The sequence below is a fragment of the Pseudomonas sp. genome (assembly GCF_002796985.1).
In the GTDB taxonomy this organism is placed as follows: Bacteria; Pseudomonadota; Gammaproteobacteria; order Pseudomonadales; family Pseudomonadaceae; genus Pseudomonas.
In genome coordinates this window covers 101,899-123,370 of sequence record NZ_PEKX01000023.1, presented here as the reverse complement: position 1 = coordinate 123,370, position 21,472 = coordinate 101,899, and the positions used below count along the sequence as shown (strand labels likewise).

At 66.2% G+C, this 21,472-nt stretch carries 18 protein-coding genes; 8 read left to right on the top strand and 10 right to left on the bottom strand.

Translation table 11 applies throughout. The features are described from left to right. Positions 1-20: 20 nt before the first annotated feature. Complete coding sequence (locus CTR55_RS26465; protein ID WP_296290656.1) at positions 21-941, bottom strand: LysR family transcriptional regulator; 921 nt, start codon at positions 939-941, stop codon at positions 21-23. A gap of 19 nt (positions 942-960) precedes the next feature. Beyond that, entirely contained in the window at positions 961-1,488 is a 528-nt protein-coding gene (locus tag CTR55_RS26460) for a cysteine hydrolase family protein (protein WP_296290655.1), read from the bottom strand. 165 nt (positions 1,489-1,653) lie between these two features. Between CTR55_RS26460 and pqqF the strand changes: the two genes are divergently transcribed. The 5 genes from pqqF (at position 1,654) to nahK (ending at position 10,221) form a co-directional block, all read left to right on the top strand. Further along, on the top strand, positions 1,654-3,945 hold the full coding sequence (gene pqqF, locus CTR55_RS26455; protein WP_296290654.1) for a pyrroloquinoline quinone biosynthesis protein PqqF: 2,292 nt from the start codon (positions 1,654-1,656) through the stop codon (positions 3,943-3,945). A gap of 289 nt (positions 3,946-4,234) precedes the next feature. After that, a complete protein-coding gene (locus CTR55_RS26450; protein ID WP_296290653.1) occupies positions 4,235-5,422 on the top strand; it encodes a porin in 1,188 nt (395 codons plus the stop codon). Positions 5,423-5,506: 84 nt separating this feature from the next. Next, on the top strand, positions 5,507-5,899 hold the full coding sequence (locus CTR55_RS26445) for a hypothetical protein (RefSeq protein ID WP_296290652.1): 393 nt from the start codon (positions 5,507-5,509) through the stop codon (positions 5,897-5,899). 607 nt (positions 5,900-6,506) lie between these two features. Beyond that, positions 6,507-7,664 (top strand): nitric oxide-sensing protein NosP, encoded by a 1,158-nt coding sequence (gene nosP, locus CTR55_RS26440; RefSeq protein ID WP_296290651.1) that lies wholly within the window; start codon positions 6,507-6,509, stop codon positions 7,662-7,664. Then, a complete protein-coding gene (nahK, locus tag CTR55_RS26435; RefSeq protein ID WP_296290650.1) occupies positions 7,594-10,221 on the top strand; it encodes a hybrid sensor histidine kinase/response regulator NahK/ErcS' in 2,628 nt (875 codons plus the stop codon). Before nosP ends, nahK begins: the two co-directional genes overlap by 71 nt. Before the next feature lie 418 nt (positions 10,222-10,639). On the opposite strand, the gene CTR55_RS26430 is transcribed toward nahK, so the two are convergent. From CTR55_RS26430 to CTR55_RS26400, 7 genes are all read right to left on the bottom strand, one after another. Further along, on the bottom strand, positions 10,640-11,500 hold the full coding sequence (locus tag CTR55_RS26430) for a DMT family transporter (RefSeq protein WP_296290649.1): 861 nt from the start codon (positions 11,498-11,500) through the stop codon (positions 10,640-10,642). A 57-nt stretch (positions 11,501-11,557) separates the two neighbouring features. After that, a complete protein-coding gene (gene agmR / locus CTR55_RS26425; RefSeq protein WP_296290648.1) occupies positions 11,558-12,223 on the bottom strand; it encodes a response regulator AgmR in 666 nt (221 codons plus the stop codon). A gap of 53 nt (positions 12,224-12,276) precedes the next feature. After that, positions 12,277-12,840 (bottom strand): PQQ-dependent catabolism-associated CXXCW motif protein, encoded by a 564-nt coding sequence (locus CTR55_RS26420; protein ID WP_296290647.1) that lies wholly within the window; start codon positions 12,838-12,840, stop codon positions 12,277-12,279. A 104-nt stretch (positions 12,841-12,944) separates the two neighbouring features. Then, entirely contained in the window at positions 12,945-13,763 is an 819-nt protein-coding gene (locus CTR55_RS26415) for an ABC transporter permease (protein WP_296290646.1), read from the bottom strand. Beyond that, positions 13,760-14,491 carry an ABC transporter ATP-binding protein gene (locus tag CTR55_RS26410; RefSeq protein ID WP_296290645.1) on the bottom strand — a complete coding sequence of 244 codons (732 nt, stop codon included), beginning with the start codon at positions 14,489-14,491 and terminating at the stop codon, positions 13,760-13,762. The genes CTR55_RS26415 and CTR55_RS26410 overlap by 4 nt, the downstream gene beginning before the upstream one ends. Further along, complete coding sequence (locus CTR55_RS26405; RefSeq protein WP_296290644.1) at positions 14,488-15,456, bottom strand: YVTN family beta-propeller repeat protein; 969 nt, start codon at positions 15,454-15,456, stop codon at positions 14,488-14,490. The genes CTR55_RS26410 and CTR55_RS26405 overlap by 4 nt, the downstream gene beginning before the upstream one ends. Before the next feature lie 27 nt (positions 15,457-15,483). After that, positions 15,484-16,686: an ABC transporter substrate-binding protein gene (locus tag CTR55_RS26400; protein WP_296290643.1), complete on the bottom strand. Its 1,203-nt coding sequence runs from the start codon at positions 16,684-16,686 to the stop codon at positions 15,484-15,486. 159 nt (positions 16,687-16,845) lie between these two features. On the opposite strand from CTR55_RS26400, the gene CTR55_RS26395 reads away from it, so the two are divergent. Further along, a complete protein-coding gene (locus CTR55_RS26395; protein WP_296290642.1) occupies positions 16,846-17,004 on the top strand; it encodes a hypothetical protein in 159 nt (52 codons plus the stop codon). Positions 17,005-17,018: 14 nt separating this feature from the next. Here the strand turns inward: CTR55_RS26395 and CTR55_RS26390 are convergent, their stop codons facing one another. Next, positions 17,019-18,146 (bottom strand): GNAT family N-acetyltransferase/peptidase C39 family protein, encoded by a 1,128-nt coding sequence (locus tag CTR55_RS26390; RefSeq protein WP_296290641.1) that lies wholly within the window; start codon positions 18,144-18,146, stop codon positions 17,019-17,021. A 110-nt stretch (positions 18,147-18,256) separates the two neighbouring features. Here CTR55_RS26390 and CTR55_RS26385 point away from each other — a divergent pair, with 110 nt between their 5' ends. Beyond that, a complete protein-coding gene (locus tag CTR55_RS26385; protein WP_296290640.1) occupies positions 18,257-19,747 on the top strand; it encodes a RimK family protein in 1,491 nt (496 codons plus the stop codon). Between the two features lie 131 nt (positions 19,748-19,878). After that, the gene (locus CTR55_RS26380) at positions 19,879-21,213 is read left to right on the top strand and encodes a sigma-54 dependent transcriptional regulator (protein WP_296290639.1); all 1,335 of its coding nucleotides are present in this window, start codon (positions 19,879-19,881) and stop codon (positions 21,211-21,213) included. Positions 21,214-21,472: the final 259 nt, after the last annotated feature.

Here is a 21,472-nt window from a genome sequence, read left to right as displayed (position 1 = left end):
TGGCTCTGTCTTGTCCTGACCTAGCCCCGGCTGACTTCCACCGCACCGAGCGCGCGCCCGTCGAGATGTTCGCCGCTGAGCTGTGCGGCGTCCTGGTCGAACACTTCGCGCAGCCAGTCGTTGACCGCCTGGAAGCGGCCGATGCGGCCGGCATCGCGGTGTGCAAGCAGCCAGATTTCCCGCACGACCGCCGCGCCGGAAAGGCGCACCAGCCCCTCGCGCTCGCCGAGGAAGCAGGGCAGCAGCGCCATGCCCAGGCCGCTTTCGCAGGCATGGATCAGCGTGGTCACGCTGCTCGCGCGCAGGGCGAAATTGGCATCCGGGACGAAGCGGCGCAGCCAGCACATTTCCGGCGTGTCATCCAGGTCTTCGCCGTAGCCCAGCCAGGGCTGCTGCGGCCAGTGTTCAGGTGGTACCTGGGCGAAGGGTGTGGCGGCGTAGATGGCGAAGCCGATGTCGGCGACCTTGCGCATCACCAGCGCGGCATCCTCCGCCGGGCGCGCCAGGCGCAGGGCGAAGTCGGCTTCGCGGCGGGTGAAGGACAGCGCGCGGTTCGCCGGAATCAGCTGCAATTGCAGGTTGGGATAGGTGCGCGCCATCTGCGGCATGTGTTGCACCAGCCAGTGGCTGAACAGGAAGTCCACCGCGGTGATGCGCACCGAGCCGCTGATGGCGCTGGCTTCGTTGCGTGTCTCCAGCAGCATGCTCTGCACGTCGCCGAGGATGCGCTCGGCATAGCCGAGGAAGGCCGCGCCGGCGTCGGTGGCCTGGTAGCCCGAGTTGTCACGGATGAACAGGCGGGTCTGCAACGCGCTTTCCGCCGCCACCAGACGCCGGCTCATGGTCGAGGGGTCGACGCCCAACGCACGCCCGGCGGCGCTCATGCTGCCATGGCGGGCGAGGGCGAGGAGGATCGGGATGTCGTTCCAGTCGAAGTTCATGGCGCTCTCCTGACGGAATTCAGAAGCGCACGTCGACGGCCGGGACGACCTTCGCGCGCTTGCCGAAACTGCTGATGCTGCCCAGCACGGCGTTGTGGTGTGCGGTGATCTGTGCGGCGCTGAGCACGGCGTTGTCGACGGTGGAATGGGCATCGCCCACCAGCGTCACCGAGTAACCCTGGGCCAGGGCACGGCGGGTGGTGGTGTCGACGCAGTAGTCGCTCTGCAGGCCGCAGACCACCAGATGGTCGATGCCGCGCGATTGCAGCAGGTCGGCCAGGTCAGTGCGCAGGAAGGAGTCCGGGGTGATCTTGCGCACCTTGAGGTCCGCAGGGGCGGTGAGCAGTCGCGTTTCCAGCTGCCAGCCGGCGCTGCCATACTGCAGGTCATCGTCCTCGTGCTGCACCAGCACCACCGGCACGCCGGCCTCACGCGCCGCGCGACTCAGGCCATTGATGCGCTGCAGCACGTTGTCGATGTCGAAGCAGGCGTAGTCGCCGGTACACAGGTCGGACTGGACGTCGATGATCAGCAGGGCGGTGCCCATGGCGAGCGTGCTCCTTACAAGAGAGTTCCGAGGGTGGAGTGGAGCCGGAAATGGTAGCCGGCTCAGTGGCGCGAGCCAATGCCGGCGATTCGTTACTGCCAAAGCCGTATTTCCCTTTGCCATGGCTTCGGCGATGGTGGCGGCCATGGACCGGACCGAATGCCGATGAACAGCCTTCACGCCAAGACCCTGACCCTCGCCAATGGCCTGCGCGCCACTGTCGTTCACGCCCCGGGCGCCAGCCGCGCCGCCGCGCTGTTGCGCATCGCCCGTGGCAGCCACGACGAGCCGGAAGCCTTCCCGGGCCTTGCGCATTTCATCGAGCACCTGCTGTTCCTCTGTGGCGAACGCTTCGTCGAGGGCGAGCGGCTGATGCCCTGGGTGCAGGCCCGTGGCGGGCGGGTCAATGCCAGCACCCGCGCGCGGCAGACCGACTACTTCTTCGAGGTGCCGGCCGACGCCCTGGGTGATGGGCTGGCGCGGCTGGTGGACATGCTCGCGCGGCCGCATCTGGATGAAGCGGTGCAGGTCGCCGAGCGCGAAGTGCTGGAAGCCGAGTTCCTCGCCCGTGGCCGCGATGCCGATACGCTGATCGACGCCGCTCTGGCGCTGGCGGTGGCGCCGGGGCACCCGCTGGGGCGCTTCGTGGCCGGTCGGCGCGACACCCTGAAAGTGGAGAGCTCCGAGTTCCAGAAGGCGCTGCGCGACTTCATCCGCGCCTGCCAGGCTGGCGCGGCGCTGGAACTCTGGGTGCAGGGGCCGCAATCGCTGGAAGAGCTGGCAGCACTGGCTGAGCGCGAAGCCGCTGCGTTCCCGGTGGGCGCGCTGGCTGAGTCCGCCAGCGACGAATCCCTCCTGCCGCTGGCCGGTCAGGAGCTGAAGCTGCGCCTGCCCGGTGCGCCGCGACTGGTGCTCGCCTTCGCCCTGAAGGGCGTGGCGAGTGAGGGCGGTGCGCTGCTGGAACAGATGCAGGGCTGGCTCGCCGACGAGGCGCCCGGATCGCTGCTGGCCTGCCTGGGGCAGAACGGCCTGGCCGACAGCGCTCGTGCGCGCCTGAGCCGCTTTGCCAACGGCCAGGCGTTGCTGCGTTTCGATTTCGAACTGGCCGAAGCCACCACCGCCGATCTTGTGGAATCGGCCTTCCTCTCCTGGCTGGAAGCGCTGTGCAAATTGCCGGCGGATATCCTCGCCGCCGCCCCGGTCGATGAACCATCCGGCGTTCTGGAACAGCTGCAACGCCGTGCGGAAAGCGCCAATCCGTCGGCATGGCTCACCCAGCTGGTGACGCCACGGATGACCCGACTGTTCGCCTGCGAGTCGGTGATTGGCGAATCCCTGACTTCGGCCGGCTTCATCCTCGATGTCGCCCGCAGCTCGCAGCGCAGCATCGAACCGCTCCGAGGTGAGCCGTGGTCCTTCACGCCGACGCAAGCGCTCGCGGAAGCCGAGCCCGTTGCCCTTTACCTGCGCTGGCGTTTCCCGCAGGCACCGGGCCGAGCAGCATTCCTTTGCGCCCGACAAACCTTGCGACCGTTGGCCGGTGCGGCACGGCACGAAGGCGCCACGTTGCGTCTGGAGGTCGTGGACGGTGACTGGGCGCTGTTGCTGTCCGGGGCGAAAGCCCACCTCACCGAACTGGCCGAAGCTGCGATCCACGCACTGCAGAGTCCGCCCGACACCGTGCTGGAACAGGGCGCACGCCTGCTCGCCGCCGAACGCCGGCGCCGCGAGGGGGAAATGCCGATCCGCCAGTTGCTCGATCTGCTGCCGCAGATACTGGCCTGCGACGGCGAAGCGCCGCCGGACTGGTCCGCCGCACATTGGGATGCCCTGAGCGAGGGCGCCGAGTTGCCGGACATACTGGCCGGCCACACGACCACGAGTGCGCTACCGCCCCGTAGCGGTCCCGCTGGCCGTCACCGCCAGGCGCTGGAAATCCCTGGTGAAGCAGCGCTGCTGCTGTTCTGCCCGCTGGCATCCTGCTCGGCGTCTGACGAAGCCGCATGGCGCTTGCTGGCCCGTGTGCTGGAACCGGCCTTCTTCCACTGGCTGCGCGGCGAGCGGCAGTTGGCCTATGCGCTGTATTGCGGTTTCCGCCAGGTCGGCATGCGGCGCGGCATCCTTTTCGCCGTGCAGTCGCCGCTGTTGTCGGCGGTGGAGCTGCAGGCCGAGGTGGATAGCTTCCTTTACCGCCAGGGCGAAGCGCTGCTGCGCATCGACCCTCAGCGCATCGACAGCCTGCGCGCGCCGCTGGCCGCCGAGTTGGCGCGGCCGCCGGGAGACTTTGCGGAACGTCTGCAGCAGGCCTGGAGCGACCAGTTGGCCGGTGTCGCAGCGGCTCATCGCGAGTCCATGGCCCAGGCCCTGGGCAACCTCTGCGCCACCGAGTTGCGTGCCGCGCATTCGGCACTGATGTCAGCCCAGGGTGGGCACTGGCTGCTGCTCAGTCACGCCTGAACCTCCTTCTTTCGACCGAGGGTACCGTCCGCAAGACGGTGCCCGGGTCGACTTTTGCCTTAGGTCGCCAGACCTGATCCGAGGTAGTGGTCCGGCGGTCGCGACTACCCGCGACCATCGCCGCGCGCCCTAGGTCGCGGCAGTCGCAGCGCCTTGCGCAGCGCTTCCGCGAGACGCCCGCAAGGCCTGCTGAAGCAGCGCCAAAGCAGCGTATGGCGCACCCTGCAGCGTTTCGATAATCGCCTCCGACACGACTGACCCGCAGTCGATCCCCCACCCGGAGAGCGCCATGAACAAGAACAAGATCGCCGTCCGCCGCCAGTTGCTGCCGCTGGCACTGGCCACGCTGGCTGGCCCGGCTTGCGCCGATATCACCCTGTACGACAAGGACGACACCACCTTTTCCACCGATGGCTATTTCAACGCCTTCTATGTGAACAGCGATGTCGACCGTAACGGCGAAACCTACGACCGCCGCCAGTCGCGGGTGAAGATGGGCTTCCTGCCCAACTACATCGGCTTCAACTTCGGCAAGAAGATCGACGACCTGACTCTCACCGGGCGCTCCTCGTTCTGGGTGACCATCAACGACAGCGAGCAGGACGGCACCGACACCGCCATCGACGTCCGCCAGTTCTACGGCAACGTCGCCGGCGACTGGGGCGAGGTGCTGATCGGCAAGGACTTCGGCCTGTTCTCGCGCTCCAACATCTTCCTCGACGAACTGCTCGCCGGCTTCGGCAACGCCAGCGACACCCTCGGCCTGGTGGACGGCAAGGGCGTGTCCTTCGGCAACATCGGCACCGGCTATCCGTACCCGTTCCCGACCTCGCAGATCACCTACCGCAACAACAACCTGGTGGAGGGCCTGCACGTCGCCGTCGGCATCATGGACCCGATCGACACCAACCAGATCGACAAGGACGCCAGCGACGGCCTGGACGACAAGGCGTACCAGGACAATCCGCGCTACGAGAGCGAGATCAGCTACCAGTTCGATGTGGGTGGCGCGAAGATCTACAGCTGGGTCAACGGCGCCTACCAGACCTCGAAGAACACCAACGACGAAGTCGACAGCGTGACCTCCAAGGGCCTGGGCTACGGCCTCCAGGCGAAGATGGGCGGTTTCTCGCTGACCGGCTCGGGCTTCACTGCCAAAGGCATCAACCCGTTCTTCACCAACAACGCCGGCGAAGCCGCACTGCGTGAGGTGGACAGCCGTGGCGTGCTGCTGCAGGGCTCCTACAGCTGGGGCAAGAACCGCGTGGCGCTGTCCACCGGCGAGACCCGCGACGACGGCAACGGCCTGGGCAGCGCGGCGGACTACTCCACCCAGGGCATCGCCTACTTCCGCACCATCAACGACAACCTGAAGCTGGTGGCCGAATACAACGTCTACGAGATCGACGGCCGCAAGGGCTCCACGGTCAGCGAGGACACCGACACCTTCGCGGTGGGCGCGGTCCTCAACTGGTAAATCCCCCAACTCCTTTGGCTCCATTTCGGCGGGTCGGCACGGTGTGTCGCCCGTCTTTTTTCTTCACATCAAGGAAGGTTTGCCATGATCGGAATATGGAGCGCGCACGCGCAGAGTTACCTGCTGGTTCTGTCCATCGCCACCACCCTGGTGTTTGCCTTGCCCATCTTCCTGGTGCCGTTGTGGTGGGCGCGGGTGATGCAGTGGCAGTTGCCGGAGCACACTGATCTCGCGGTGTACTTCGGGCGTTGCCTGGGAGCGTTCATCCTCATCGTCGAAGCCCTGATGCTGCGCGCTGCGTTGACCGGCGAGGCACTGGTGACCACCTTCGAGGTGCTGGCGGCGGTGGCGGGGCTCATGATCGTCGTCCATGTCTATGGGGCGCTGCGGCGGATTCAGCCGTGGACGGAGACGGTGGAGACGGGGTTCTATGCCGGGATGCTGGTGCTGACGCTGCTGTTCTGGCCGATGGGCTGATGTAGGAGCGAGCTTGCTCGCGAACCGTGCGGGACGCCCCTTGTACCGTAGGGCGGATAACGCGCCAGCGTTATCCGCCGGCGCGGCAATCGGCGAATAACCCGTTCCGGGTTATGCGCCCTACGTTCCTCCTGCGGGGCAACCGTTGCGCTTGGTTGTGGCTTTTGATGTCTTCCAGAGAGTTACCCGCACGCTCCGGAGTGCCCCTTTCAGGAGGCCTCGTTGAATTGGAGTTTCAGGGGTTGAGCGGCATGGATGCCGCGAGAGCCGCGATGGGCCAGGGATGGCCCTTCGCGGCGTGCCCCTGAAACTGCGATTCAACGAGGGTATTTTTCGCTCCAAGCGAAAAACCGGATGTAGGGGCAAGACTTTTTGGTTCCTTTTGTGTCGTTTGACAAAAGGAACTCGCCCGAGGGGGCGAAACAAAATGTCCCCGAGTACGCCGAAGCGGCGCATAAACACGAATCTCAAAAGCATCGCGGACGGAGTCCGCTCTTACAGTCGATCCCGCTACTTTCGGATAGCCCCGCCGCGACCCAAGTAGCATGGGGCGCGCCCCAGCCGCTTCGTAGAATGCCAGCGTCGATATCCTGACTGGGCGTACGCCATGCACGAAACACAAGGAGTCGTTCGCGGCATGTCCAGCGCCCGCGACGTCGAGGCCGTCGCCCAGGACCTGGCGCGCCAGCTGATCCACCCCCATCTCGGCTTCGTGCTGTTCTTCTGCTCTGCCGAGTACGACCTGCCGGCGCTCGCCGCCGCGCTGGAGCAGTACTTCGGTGGCATCGACCTGGCCGGCTGCACCACCGCCGGGGAAATCACCCCGCAGGGCTATGGCCGTGGCTGCGTCACCGCCGTGGGTTTCGACCTGCGCAGCTTCGCCGTCTCCTGCGCGCTGGTGGACGAGATGGAGCGCTTCAGCCTGATCGACGCGCAGCAGATGGTCGAGTCGCTGGTGGCGGACTGCCGCAGCGCCGGGCTGGCGCCGATCAAGGACCACAGTTTCGCCCTGACACTGCTCGACGGCCTTTCCAGCCGCGAGGAAGTGGTGCTCGCCGCGCTCAGTGCCGCGCTGGGCGCCATCCCGCATTTCGGCGGCTCGGCCGGCGACGATAACCACCTGACCCACACCCACGTCTACTACCAGGGCCAGTTCCACACCGGCGCGGCGGTGGTGGTGCTGTTCAACACCTGGCTGGATTTCGAGGTGTTCACCACCCACCACGTACTGCCCAGCGAGGAGAAGCTGGTGGTCACCCGCGCCGACAGCGACAGCCGTCGCGTGCTGGAACTCAATGCCGAGCCGGCTGCGCTGGAGTTCGCCCGGCTGGTCGGGGTGCCGCTGGAGCAGCTGGACTTCTCGCTGTTCCCGGCGCACCCGCTGGCCGTGCGGGTGCGTGACCAGTACTACGTGCGCTCGATCCAGCAGGTCAACGACGACCTCAGCCTGACTTTCTACTGCGCGGTGGAGAACGGCATCGTCCTCACTGCCATGCGTACCGGCCCGTTGCTGCCGGGGTTGCAGGCGCAGTTCCAGCGCCTGCACGAACGCCTCGGCCCGCCGCTGCTGACCATCGGTTGCGATTGCTTCCTGCGTCGCCTGGAGCTGGAAGTGGCCGGCAATACCGAGCCCACTGCCGAGTTTCTCCGAAGCCAGCAAGTGATTGGCTTCAACACCTACGGAGAGCAGTTCAATGGCATGCACATCAACCAGACCTTCACCGGTGTCGCCATTGGCCGTCCTCGGGGCAACGCCGGACGCTGAGCTGCGGGCTCGCATCGACGAGCTGGAGCGCGACAACCACAAGCTGCAGCGGATCAACGCGGCGCTGATCGAGCGTGTCGAATCGGCCACCTCGCGCGGCGACAACGCCTACGGCGCCTTCCAGCATTCGGTGGTGTTGGCCGAGCAGGTGCGCGAGCGCACCGATGCGCTGAGCGAGGCGATGGTCGAGCTCAAGTCCAGCAACCAGTTGCTCAGCGACGCCCGCCTGCGCGCCGAGACTGCGCACCAGTACCTGCTGGACGCCATCGAGAGCATCTCCGACGCCTTCGTGCTGTTCGACCCGCAGCAGCGCATCGTCCTCTACAACGAGCGCTTCCGCGCGTTCTGGGCGCAGACCCGCGCCCGCGTCGGCGCGGGAACTCGGCTCGCCGAGGTGCGCCGGCTGGCGCAAAGCAGCGGGCTGATCGTCGAGGAGCAACGCAGCAGCGACGATGAACACACCCTTTATCGCCTGCGCAACGACCGCTGGGTGCGAGTCACCGAACGACCGACCCGCGACGGCGGGCTGGTGGTGCTGTACAGCGACATCACCGAGATCAAACAGAGTGAAATGGCCCGCCGCGAGCAGGCGGTGGCGCAGAAGTCCTACCTGTTGCAGCGCGCCGTGGACAACCTGTCCCAGGGTGTGGCGATGGTCGGCGCCGATGGCGCGCTGGAGTTGTGGAACCGGCGTTTCCTGGAACTCTGCGGGCTGGCACCGATCGAGGCGCACCGGCCGTTTGCCGAGGTCATGGCCGACAGCGAACTGCCGCTGCTGACCCCGCGCAGCCGGCCGCACAAGGGCGAGGCGGAAGGAGTGATCGAGCAACGCCTGTTCGACGGCCGCATGCTGGAAATCCGCACCCACGCGCTGCCTACCGGTGGCTTCGTCAACACCTTCACCGACATCACCGAGCGCTACCGGCATGCCGAGGCGCTGCGCGAAAGCGAACGCTGGATTCGCCTGATCACCGACCAGGTGCCGGCGCTGATCGCCTACCTGACTGCCGACCTCGACTACGACTTCACCAACAAGGTCTACGAGGAGTGGTACCGCTGGCCGAGCGGCTCGATGCTCGGGCGCAACCTGCGCGAGGTTCACAGCGAGGACCATTGCCAACGCCTGGAACCGTACTTCGAGCGCGCCCTGTCCGGCGAGAGCGTCACCTTCGAGATTGCCGAGACCAACCTGGCCGGGCAGGAGCGCTACATGCAGCGCTCGTACGTGCCCAACCGCCAGGCCGACGGCACGGTGAGCGGGCTGTTCGTGCTGATCCGCGACATCACCGAGCGCCGCCGCACCGCCGAGGCACTGCACCAGGCCTACCAGAACCTCGAACAGCGAGTGCGCGAACGCACCGCCGAACTGACCAGCCTGAACGACCAGCTCAAACGCGAGATCGACGAGCGCAGCCAGGTCGAGGGGCGCCTGCGTGAGGCCAAGCGCGAGGCGGAGCAGGCCAACCTGTCGAAGACGAAGTTCCTCGCCGCCGTCAGCCACGACCTGCTGCAACCGCTGAACGCCGCGCGGCTGTTCACCAGCGCGCTGCAGGAGCGCAGCGGTGAAGCGCTGGTGCGCAACATCAGCCAGTCGCTGGAGGACGTGGAAACGCTGCTCGGCACCCTGGTGGACATCTCCAAGCTGGATGCCGGGGTGATCAAGCCGGACATTGCCGCCTTCGACGTCAGCGAACTGCTCGGCAACCTGGCCGCCGAGTACAGCCAGGTGGCCGCCAGCGAAGGCCTGGCACTGGACTTCGTGCCCTGCGGCGCGCAGGTGCGCAGCGATATCCAGCTGCTGGCGCGCATCCTGCGCAACCTGCTGACCAACGCCATCCGCTACACGCCTTCCGGCCGCGTGCTGCTGGGCTGCCGACGCCGCCGGCACAGCCTGTGGATCGAGGTCTGGGACACTGGCGTGGGCATCGCCGCCGACAAGCTCGGCGAGATATTCCAGGAGTTCAAGCGCGGCGATGTGCAGCGCTTCCATCAGGATCGCGGGCTGGGCCTGGGCCTGGCCATCGTCGAGAAGATCGCGCGCATGCTCGGCCATCGTATTCAGGTGGTGTCGGTGCCGGGCAAAGGTTCGCGCTTCGCCATCGAAGTGCCCCTGGCGCGTCGCGTAGCGCGCAGCGCGCCGGAGCCGGAACGCACTGCCGACGACCTGCTGGAGCGTCTGCGCGGTTCCCGCGTGTGGGTGCTGGATAACGACGCCTCGATCTGCGCCGGCATGCGCACGCTGCTGGAAACCTGGGGTTGCCGGGTGGTGACGGCGCTGTCGGAGGAAGACCTGGCGCGGCAGGTGGACAACTTCCACGCCGAGTCGGACCTGCTGATCGTTGATTACCACCTTGACGACGGGCTGAACGGGGTCGATGCGGTTGCCTCGATCAACGCCCGTCGCGGCACGCCGCTGCCGGCGCTGATGATCACCGCCAACTACAGCAACGAGCTGAAGCAGCAGGTGCGTGAGCTGGGGCACACGCTGATGCACAAACCGGTGCGGCCGATGAAGCTGAAGACGGCGCTGTGCCATCTGATCGATGGCGCGCATTGAACAGGCATCGCACGTTGTTTCGCATCGAGACCAGCACCCCGTCTTCAGGATGAACTCTGCGTAGGATGGGTGGCGTCCAGGCGATACTCATGCGGTACTCGTACCCGATTGATGGGTATCGCTGCGCTCCACGCCATCCTACTGATGTGCTTCCGGATGCCCCCGTAGGGCGGATAACGTTCGACTGCCGCTCCATCGAGCTCCGGGATCAACCTAGGCGCTAGCGGCATGCAGAGGCAAACCGGGTACGACCGCGAGTGGTTGTCCGCGCTACGGATCTGAAGGGAAAGAGTTGACTGCGCCGATCTATCGAATGACGTGTAGGAGCGAGCTTGCTCGCGAACCTGGCCCCGCAGCGGAGTCTGTTCGCGAGCAAGGACTGGGCGTCCCCCTCGGTCCTACGAAAAGCAAGACAAGGTCAGGCGCGCTGGGCGACGGGCGCACGCACCTTGGCCAGCAGGATCAGGGCGATACCGCCCAGCACCGCCAGCGACACCAGCGCCAGGCGCAGGCTGATGGCTTCACCCAGCAGCACCGCGCCGGAAAGCGCGGCGAGGATCGGCACGCTCAGTTGCACCGAAGCGCCCTGGATGGCCGACAGGCCCGGCAGCGCGCTGTACCAGATCGCATAGCCGATCCCCGAGGCCACCGCGCCGGACAGCACGGCGTAAACGATGCCCAGCGTGTCCACCCGCAGGTCGGAGTGGAAGAACGCCGCCAGCAGCGCCGCAAAGGCAATGGCCCGGACGAAATTGCCGGTGCTGATCGCCAGCGGATCGCTGCCCTTGCGCCCGAGCAGCGAGTACAGCCCCCACGCCACGCCCGACAGCAGCATCAGCAGCGCACCCGCCAGCGGCGGAGCGCTGGCGCTCGGCAGCAACTGGACCAGCAGCCCGCCCAGGGCCAGCAGGAAGCCAACCAGGGCCTGCCCGCGCAGGCTTTCGCCGCGCAGCAGGCCGACCAGGATCATGGTCACCTGCACCGCACCGAACAGCAGCAGCGCGCCGGTGCCGGCGTCCAGTTGCACGTAGGCGTAGGAGAAGGCTGCGGCATAGACGAACAGCGCCGCCGCCGCGCGCCAGTTGCCGCCTTCGCTGGCCGCGCGGCGGCGCAGCTTCAGCAGCAGGCCGAGCATGAATGCGCCGGCGAAGATGCGGATGCCAGTGAAGCTCACCGCATCGATGCTGGTGGCCTTGAGGGCCAGGCGGCAGAGGATGGAGTTGCCGGCGAAGGCGATCATCGCCAGGCCGGTGAGGCTCAGGGTGCGGGTGGAGGGCATCGAGTGGTTCCCGGTAGCGGTCTCGGCAGCACGGAGGGTTTCAGCGGCACGCCTGGTTCAGCGACGCAGATAGGCCGTGAAGTCGATATCGCTCGCGCAGAGGATGGCCTGCACGCGGTTGTGCACCTTGAGCTTGCGCAGGATCGCGGAGACGTGCGCCTTCACCGTGGTTTCGGCGATTTCCAGGTGGTAGGCGATCTGTTTGTTGGATTCGCCCTTGGTCATCCGCTCCAGCACCAGCAGTTGCTTGCGGGTCAGCGCCTGCAGCAGTTCCGGCGGGATGCTGTGTTCCTCATGGCCGCTGCGGCGCGGCGAGGATTTCTGCGTGCGGATGATGTCCGAGGGCAGGTAGACGTTGCCGTTGAGAATCTGCTCGATGGCCTCGGTCATCTGCACGCGCGGCGACGACTTGGTGATGAAGCCCACGGCGCCGTAGGTGATGGCCTGCAGCACGACCTGCTTGTCCTGCTCGGCGGAGACGATCACCACCGGGATGGTCGGGGCTTCGTTGCGCAGGCTCATCAGGCCATTCAGGCCATGCATGCCGGGCATGTTCAGGTCGAGCAGGATCAGGTCGAGGTCGTCGTGTTCCTGGGTCAGGCCCAGGGCGCTGTCGAGGTCGGCGGTTTCCATCACTTCGCTGCCGGGGAAGCCGTCGGCGATGACGTTGTGGATGGCCTCGCGGAACAGCGGGTGATCGTCGGCGATCAGAATCTTGTACATGGCCTACACCTCGTTGTTGTCGTTATGGGTGGCGAGCGGCAAGGCGCCGGAGGTCACTTGAGCGGTTGCGGTTGGGCGTCCTGCAGGGGCAGTCCTGCCTGTTCCCAGGCGTCGATACCGTCACGGTACCAGTAGAGGCTGGCGTAGCCCAGCGCATGGGCGCGGCGGATGGCGTTCCAGCTCATCCAGCAGTCGGAGCGGCAGTAGAACACCAGCGGGCGCTGGACATTGCCCTCGGTGAGGCGGGTGAGATTGCTCTCGAAATAGGCCTGCCACGGCGGCTCCAGCGTGCCGGTGCCGACATTGGCCAACCAGAGGCTGCCGGGCAGGTTGCGGTGTTTTTCATCCTCGACGAACTGGCCGTTGAGGAAGGTGCGGCGGTACACGTCTACCAGCCGGGTCTGCGGTTCACGCTTGAGCAGCGCCTGCAGGGCAGGGGTGTCGAGGGTGGTGGCGTGGTCGGCGGCGGCGGGTGTCGGGCTGCGGTACTGGCCCTGGCGATAGCCGTCGGCGGAAAACAGCGGCGCATCGTCGGCCTGCGCGGTCGGCAGCGCGAGGGTCAGGCTGAACAGGCACGCGGCCAGGCAGCCGGGCAGGGCAGGAGCAAGGCGAGGCATGGCGGTATCTCTATAGTTCTTCTTGTAATGGCCATTAGATGCCGCTTGTGCGGCTTTGGAAATTCGACGTCCGGAGGGGCGAACCGGTACCAAAGTAGTAGGTTTCAGCCCTTGCGCAGGGCAGCGTGCTGCGGGTTGAAGGTCAGCACGGCAAGGCCGGCGAAGAGCAGCGTCAGACCCAGGCAGACGCACGCCGCCAGCGGGTTGAAGCGCTCGTAGAGGGCGAAGCGCACCAGCTCCACCGCGTGGCTGAACGGGTTCAGCGCGCACAGCCAGTACAGCCACTGGCTGGCCTCGCGCATCTTCCAGAGCGGGTAGAGCGCCGAGGAGAGGAAGAACAGCGGGAAGATGACGAAGTTCATCACCCCGGCGAAGTTCTCCAGCTGGCGGATGCCGTTGGACAGCAGCAGCCCCAGCGCACCCAGCAGCAGGGCGGCCAGCAGCAACGCCGGCAGCGCAGCTATCAGCCCGATGGGCGGCGGCTGCACGCCATAGAGCCAGGCAATCAGCAGGAAGGCGTAGACCTGCAACAGCGACACCAGCGCGGTAGCCAGCAGCTTGCTGGCGAGCAGGAACGCGCGCGGCAGCGGGCTGGTCAGCAGCACGCGCATGCTGCCCATCTCGCGGTCGTAGACCATCGACAGCGAGCCCTGCATGCCGTTGAACAGCAGGATCATGCAGCACAGCCCCGGCACGATGTAGGTCTCGTAGGTGACGTAGGTGTCGTACGGCTCGATGATCGAGATGCCCAGCGCGGCGCGGAAGCCGGCGGCGAACACCAGCAGCCAGAGCAGAGGCCGCACCAGCGCGCTGAGGAAGCGCGAGCGCTGCAGGACGAAGCGCAGCCATTCGCGCACGACGATGCCGCGCAGGCACTGCCAGTAGGCGGTGGGGCCGAAGCGCGGGTTTTCCAGGGCACTCATGCGCAGGCCTCCAGGCGGGTCAGGCGGTCGAAGGTGCGTTCCAGGTTGCCGGCGTCGGGCGCGCAGATGTCCCGCGCCTCGCCACGGGCGACCAGGCGGCCGCGATCGAGCACCAGCAGCGCGTCGTCGCTGCGCACCTCATCGAGCAGATGGGTGGTCCAGAGCACCGCGAGATCGTCCTCGCGGCACAGCCGGCGTACGTGTTCGTTGAGTGCCTGGCGCGCCGCCGGGTCGAGGCCGACGCTGGCTTCGTCGAGCAGCAGCAGGCGCGGGCGATGCAGCAGGGCGCGGGCGATCTCGACCCGGCGGCGGTGCCCGCCATTGAGCGCGCGGACCTTGTCGCGGCGGCGCTCCTGCAACTGCTGGCGGGCCAGTTCGGCGTCGATCCGCTCGTTGGCCATGCTGCGCGGCAGGCCGTGCAGGGCGGCGTGGTAGCGCAGGTTCTGCTCCACGCTCAGGTCAAGGTCCAGGGTGCTCTGCTGGAACACCACGCCCAGCTCGCGCAGGGCCAGGCGCGGCTGGCGGCCCAGACTGCAACCGAGCACTTCGATCTCGCCCTGCTGCAGGTCGTACAGGCGGGTGAGCAGGGCGACCAGGGTGGATTTGCCGGCGCCATTGGGGCCCAGCAGGGCGGTAAAGCGCCCGGCGGGCAGCTCGAACTCCAGGCCGTCGAGGGCGCGGCGCGGGCCGTAGGCGAAGCTCAGGTTCTGCACCGTCAGCGCATTCATGGCGTCACCACCACGCCCCAGGGATAGCGGCCGACCTTGATCGATTTGGTGACATTGCGCGAGTCGACATCGATCACCGACACATCGCCGCTGATGCCGTTGGTGGCGAGCAGGGTCTTCTCGTTCGGGGTGAAAGCCAGGTGCCAGACGCGGCGGCCCACCAGCAGGTAGTCGAGCACCTCGAAAGTCTTGGCATCCACCACGGCCACGTGGTTGGCCGGGCCGAGGGCGACGAAGGCCAGCTTGCCGTCGTTGGTCAGCTGCACGCCCACCGGCTGCACCTTGTCCGGGTGCACGCCCTGGATGGCGAAGCGCAGGGTCTTGAGGATCTGGCGGCTGGCGGTGTCGACCACGCTGACGGTGCCGCCGATCTCCGCCGAGACCCAGACCTGCGAACCGTCATGGGTGAACTCGGCGTGGCGTGGGCGCTGGTCGACCAGGGTGCTGTCCACCAGCTTCTGGGTCGAGGTGTCGATCCAGTGCAGCATGTTGGTGGTCTCGCTGGTGTTCACCGCCCACTTGCCATCCGGGCTTACCGCCATGCCTTCGGGTTCGACGCCGACGTCGATCTGCCCGAGCACCTGGGCGGTCTGGGTGTCGACCACCGTGACCAGCGCATCGTCCTCGTTGGAGACGTACAGCCAGCGGTCATTGGGGTGCAGGGCGAACTGCTCGGGGTCGGCGCCGGAGGGCAGTTGTTTGACGATCTTGCGGGTGGCGAGGTCGAGCACCTGCACGGTGTCCGAGTCGCTCGCGCAGATGTACAGCAGCTTGTTGTCGTGGGACAGCGCCAGCCCGCGCGGGCGCTTGCCGGTGTCGATGGTGCCGGTGACGGTCAGGGTGTCCAGGTCGATGATGCTGAGATTGTTGTCCTTCTCGTTGGACACGTAGGCGGTGGCGGCGAAGGCCGTGGGCACCAGGCCGAGCGCGAGGCTGAGGCAGGAGAGGGCAAGCAGGCGGGGCATGGGCAGGGTCCTCATGGGGTGTTCTTGTTAGGGCTTGGCGTCGGCCAGATGGCACTGGCTTTCCGGTGCATCGAGGCCGAGGCTGTCGAGTTCGCTGGCGGGGTGCAGGAAACCTTCCTGAGGCGAAGTACTGACCAGGGCGCGCGGCTGCACCAGCGGGATCGGCTGGCGCAACTGGCCGTCCCAGGGGCGGAAGCCGAGCTTGTAGCCCTTGAAGCCGTCCAGCGGCAGGTCGGGGGAGAGCGACAGCTTGCGGATTGCGGTGGGGTCGGCGTCGCGCAGGCGAGTGACGGCGCTGGCGATGCTGCGCACGGCGATCCAGGCGGCGAAGTCGCGGTCGTTCATCCAGCGCCCGGCGTGTTCCTCGAAGCGCTTCTGCAACTGCGCGGCGCCGTAGGTTTCCACGGTCTTGTGCCAGCCCGTGGCGACCAGCCCCTGAGTGCCGGCGACCGGGCGCGGCAGCCAGGTGTTGTAGGGCACGTATTCGCCGAAGTCGCCGTGCTCGTCGGCCACCAGCACGGCGTCGTAGTCCTCGCTGGACTGGGTGAACAGCGCCATGTCGGCCTGGGCGCTGCGACGCTGGTCGTTGGCGAAGGTGAAGGGCTTTTCCTCGACGATCTTCGCGCCGAAGCGTTTGGCCGAACGGCGCAGGGCGTTGGCGTAGGCGGTGTCTTCCGGGCGCTGGCCGACGATCAGCAGCCAGCGTGTCCACTTGCGCAGCACCAGGAACTGGGTGAGGGCGTCGGTCAGCATCAGGCGGCTGGGCAGGGTGTGCAGCACGTTCACCGCACACTGGCTGGCGCGCAGTTCGTCATCGGCGGCGCCGGCGTTGAACAGCAGGCTGTCCGGCAGCGTGGCGGCCAGTTGGCGCAGGGTCTCGGCCGGGGCGTTGACCACGAACAGGCGCAGGCCGGCGTCGTGCAGCCTCCGGGCTTCGGTCAGCAGTTTTTCCGGGGTGTCGGTGCTGGCGGCTTCCAGGCGGTAGAGGTGCTTGAGGAAGCGCCCGGTGCTGTTGCTGTCGCTGATCGCCAGTTCTGCGCCGCGCAGGCCTGCGTCGCTGGGTTCGGGGATGACGTTGGACAGCAGCGGGCCGGGATCGGGCGTGTAGCCCAGGTAGCCGATGCGGATTTCCAGCGCGGGGGCATCCTCCGCGCGCACGTCGAGGCTGAAGACGGCGGCGAAGGCTAACGCAAACAGATAGGCCACGCCGTGCAGGGCGAACTGGCGCATGGGGCGACTCCTTTCTGGTTCTTGTGCGGCCAGCATAGGAAGCGCCCGGGGCGCGGCAAATATGCAGAAAGTACCGGTGGGGCAGTACCAAGGTAGTAGGTTGCGCGCCGCGCCTGCGCCCTAGGATGGCGCTACAAGAACCAGAAGAGGAGCGTCGCCATGCGTATCGCCGTCACTCTCGTCCTGCCGATCCTGCTGATGCTCAGCCTGTTCGGCTTCGATTTCCTCTACACCCGCAACGGCTACCTGCCGGCAGCAGAGCTGCGTGCACCGGTGGCGCCGGTGGGGTGCTTCACCACCTGTCGCAGCGCGCCCTAGCTGGAAACGAGGCCTCAGCGCGGGTAGAGGATCACCGCGGCGCGCAGCTTGCTGCGGCCGAAGCGGCTCATCTTCTCGAATTCGGCGTGGCTCACCGGGATGTGCTGGCAGTCCAGCGGCTCGCGGTGCTGGCTGTGATCGACGTCGGGGTCGTGCAGGTAGACGAAGTCTTCGTCGCAGTCGGTGACCACCACCCAGTGCGGCGACTTGGAGCGGGTCAGGCGGTAGCTGCTGATCAACACCATGGGCTGCCCACCTGCTTCCAGGGCGCCCTCGATGTCCAGCTGGTTGACCAGCAGTTGCTCCACATCGCTTTGCGCCAGTTCGGCGCTGAAGTCTTCATGGACCAGGCGCATCACTTCGCGCTTCTCCTCGCTGCGTACGCCATCGAGGAACAGCGGGCCGTCCTCCGAGAGCAGCAGGCGCACGCGAAAGCCCCGGCGCAGCGCCGCTAGCGCCAGGCCTTGCGGGCTGCAACCGCCGTGGCCGGCAGTCATGTAGATGGTGGTTGCCTCGCGCCACAGGCGCAGCTCCTCGCGGCGCTCCAGGCGGCGCTCGGGCTGCAGCGCGCCCATGGCCATCAGCAGTGCCGAGGGACCGCAGGTGAACTCGGTCGTCTGCCGGTAGTAGGGCACGTGGCGATGGGTGCGCTCGTTGATGTGGCGGATACGCTTCTCGAAGCGCAAGGCTTCGCTGTGGTCTTCGTAGTAGTCGCGTACCGTGGCGAACGGGCGGTAACCGTTGCGCTGGTAAAGGGCGATGGCGCCGCGGTTGTCCGGGCGCACCTCCAGGCGCAGGTAGGCGCAGTCGTTTTCCAGCGCCTCCGCTTCGGCGCGGTCCAGCAGCTTCTGGCCCAGGCCAATGCCGCGGGCGCGTTCGTCCACGGCAATCGAATACAGGCGCGCCAGCGAAGTGCCCTGGTGGAACAGCACCAGCGCATAGCCCAGCAGTTGGCCGTCGGATTCGGCGACGGTGAGGCTGGCGTGGGCGCGAGTGATCATCCACTGGAAGTTGCGGCGGGACAGGCGGTCGTGCTCGAAACAGCGGTTTTCCATGTCGACCAGGGCGTGCAGGTCGTCGGCGGAGGCGGCGCGGAACTGGAGTTTCATAGGGTAAGCATTCGTTAATCTGCGAAGGCGCACCTTGTCCGGTGCTGGCGGCGAACGGGCGACCCGCCGCGCGGTCGAAGCAGCAACCAGTATTGTCCCAGGCTCAGGTCGCGGCAAGCGCGCCAGCCATCTTCGGAGGTGTCGTGAGCAAGCTGTTCATCATCGTGGAGCGCAAGGAAGACTGGGCTTCGTACTATCCCAGCGACGACGTGGTCAGCGCCCAGGAGTACCTGGAAATGCCCATCGACGACGACACCGGCAAGCGCGTGCAGGTGATCAACCTGTGCCGCAACTACAAGTACCTGGGCCACGGCTATTACTGCTCGCTGCTGGCCGAAGCGCGCGAGCACAAGGTGATTCCCTCGGTGCGCAGCATCAGCGAGCTGGCGAAGAAGTCGCTCTACAGCCTGGCCCTGGAAGACCTGGAGAAGACCCTCGACAAGGCGCTGGCCGATCACCCTTACGGCAGCACCGACGGCTTCACCCTGACGCTGTATTTCGGCCGCACCGACATCGAGCCGCTGCAGGAGCTGGCGCGCCAGCTGTTCGAGGCGCTGCCGTGCCCGATGCTGCTGGTGGAGTTCCGCAAGAACCGTGGCTGGCATATCGAAGGCGTGAAGCCCGGGAACATCCACAAGCTGCGCGAGGATCAGGAAGAGTTGTTCGCCAATGCGCTGGATGGTTTCAGCCGGCAGATCTGGCGCAAGCCTCGTTCGCGCAAGCAGTACCGCTATGACCTGGCGATCCTGCATGACCCGGAGGAGGCCCTCCCGCCGTCCGACCCCAAGGCGCTGAAGCACTTCATCCGCATCGGCCGCAGCCTCGGCATCGATGTCGAACTGATCGAGAAGAAGGACTACTCGCGGCTGGCCGAGTACGACGCGCTGCTGATCCGCGAGACCACCAGCGTCAGCGACCACACCTATCGCTTTGCCAAGAAGGCCGAAAGCGAGGGCATGGTGGTGATGGATGACCCGGTGTCGATCCTGCGCTGCACCAACAAGGTCTACCTCGCCGACCTGTTGCGCAGCCACAAGCTGGGCATGCCGGCCACCGAGATCCTCTACAAGGACAATCCGCAGGAACTGGAGAAGGTCGGCCAGCGGCTGGGCTTCCCGCTGGTGCTGAAGATTCCCGACGGCAGTTTCTCCCGCGGGGTGATCAAGGTGAGCAACCAGCAGGAGCTGCTCAAGGCCAGCACCGAACTGTTCGAGCGCTCGGTGCTGCTGCTCGCCCAGGAGTTCTTCTATACCGAATATGACTGGCGCATCGGCGTGTTGAATCAGAAACCCATATTCGCCTGCCAGTACTTCATGTCCAAGGGGCACTGGCAGATCTACGACCACAGCCCGGAGGCCCAGGAAATCAGCGGCGATTTCCGCACCATGGCCGTCCACGAGGCACCGCGCAAGGTGGTGGAATTGGCGGTGAAGACCGCGAACCTGATCGGCGACGGGCTCTACGGCGTGGACTTGAAGCAGGCCGGGGAGCGCGTGGTGGTGATCGAGGTGAACGACAACCCGAACATCGACTGCGGCGTGGAGGATGTGTACCTGGGAGATGACCTCTACAAGCTGGTGCTGGAGGAGTTCGTGCGGCGCCTGGAAGTCAAGCGACGGGGGCGCGGGTGGTGAGATCGATTCGTCATTGACCTTATAGGAAAACGGTCAATGGGTGCCGTCAAGATATTGCTAGCGTTACAAATTGGAGCGCCAACCATCTGTTTTTTAAAGTTTTTCAAAATAATGGCGCCAAGGAAGGGAGCATGCTCGAGGCAGCCACGAATCTTCGTCGCCTGCTGGTGGTCGATCCGTGCGACGACTGCCGCAGGTTATTACCCGGACTACGGGCAGCAGGGTGGGAGGTAGATAGCTGCGAGCTGGATAACGCCGGCAATCGCGGTTGTGACGTCGGCCTGCTGCGCCTGCAACCCCGGCATCTCGAACGCCGGGAGTCCGTCAAGGAACTCATCAGCCGCAGCGGCACGGAGTGGATAGCCGTGCTCAGCCCGGACTCGTTGCCACTCAATGAAGTGGGCGATTTCGTCAGCGAGTGGTTCTTCGATTTCCATACCTTGCCCTTCGATGTGGCGCGGGTGCAGGTCACCCTCGGCCGCGCGTTCGGCATGGCGCGTCTGCGCGGGCGCGGCAGCGTGCCCAGCGATGAGCACGAGCACGAGCTACTGGGCGAAAGCCGCGACGTGCGCGAGTTGCGCAAATTGTTGGCGAAGTTCGCGCCGACCGAGTCTCCCGTGTTGATCCGTGGCGAGAGCGGCACTGGCAAGGAGTTGGTGGCGCGCACGCTGCACCGCCAGTCGCGCCGGGCGATCCGGCCGTTCGTGGCAATCAACTGCGGGGCGATGCCGGAGTCGTTGATCCAGTCGGAGCTGTTCGGCCACGAGAAGGGCGCCTTCACTGGCGCGCACCAACGCAAGATCGGTCGCTTCGAGCAGGCCAACGGCGGCACGCTGTTCCTCGATGAGGTAGGTGATTTGCCACTGGAGCTGCAGGCCAACCTGTTGCGCGTGCTGCAGGAGAAGCAGATAGAACGGGTCGGCGGCAGCCAGCCGATCACTGTTGACGTGCGGGTGCTGGCGGCGACCCACGTCGACCTGGAGCAGGCGATCCGCGCGGGGCAGTTCCGCGAGGATCTCTACTACCGGCTCAATGTCCTGCAGGTCTCCACTTCGCCGCTGCGCGAGCGCAATGGCGACCTGGCGCTGCTGGCCAATCACTTCGCCCACCTTTATAGCGTCGAAACCGGCCGCCGCCCGCGGCGTTTTTCCGACGATGCACTGGCGGCGATGGCGGAGCACAGCTGGCCGGGCAACGTGCGCGAGCTGGCCAATCGGGTGCGCCGTGGTTTGGTGCTGGCCGAGGGGCGACAGATCGAGGCCCGCGACCTGGGCCTGGAAAGGGAGAAGGGCCGTTCGGCGCACTTGCCGCTGGTGACCCTGGAGGAATACAAGCTCGGCGCCGAACGCCAGGCCATGTGCGATGCCCTGGCCCGGCACGGCGACAACCTCAGCGTGGCGGCGCGGATGCTGGGTATTTCGCGGCCGACTTTCTATCGTTTGTTGCACAAGCATCAGTTGCGCTAGGGCGGTGCCTTTCTTGCCTTTCCACGTCGAAACTCCCCCAAATCGAAACTCACGGTGAAGCACGAACGTAGGATGGGTGGAGCTTGCGATACCCATGCTGTCGGTGCACGAAAACCGATGGGTATCGCTGCGCTCCACGCCATCCTACGCAAGCGTTCGCCGGGGAGGGCAATACGTAGGGCGCATAACCCGTTCCGGGTTATGCGCCCTACGTGCCTGACAACGCCATATGGGAGGGGCCACGGGCAGGAATGACAAA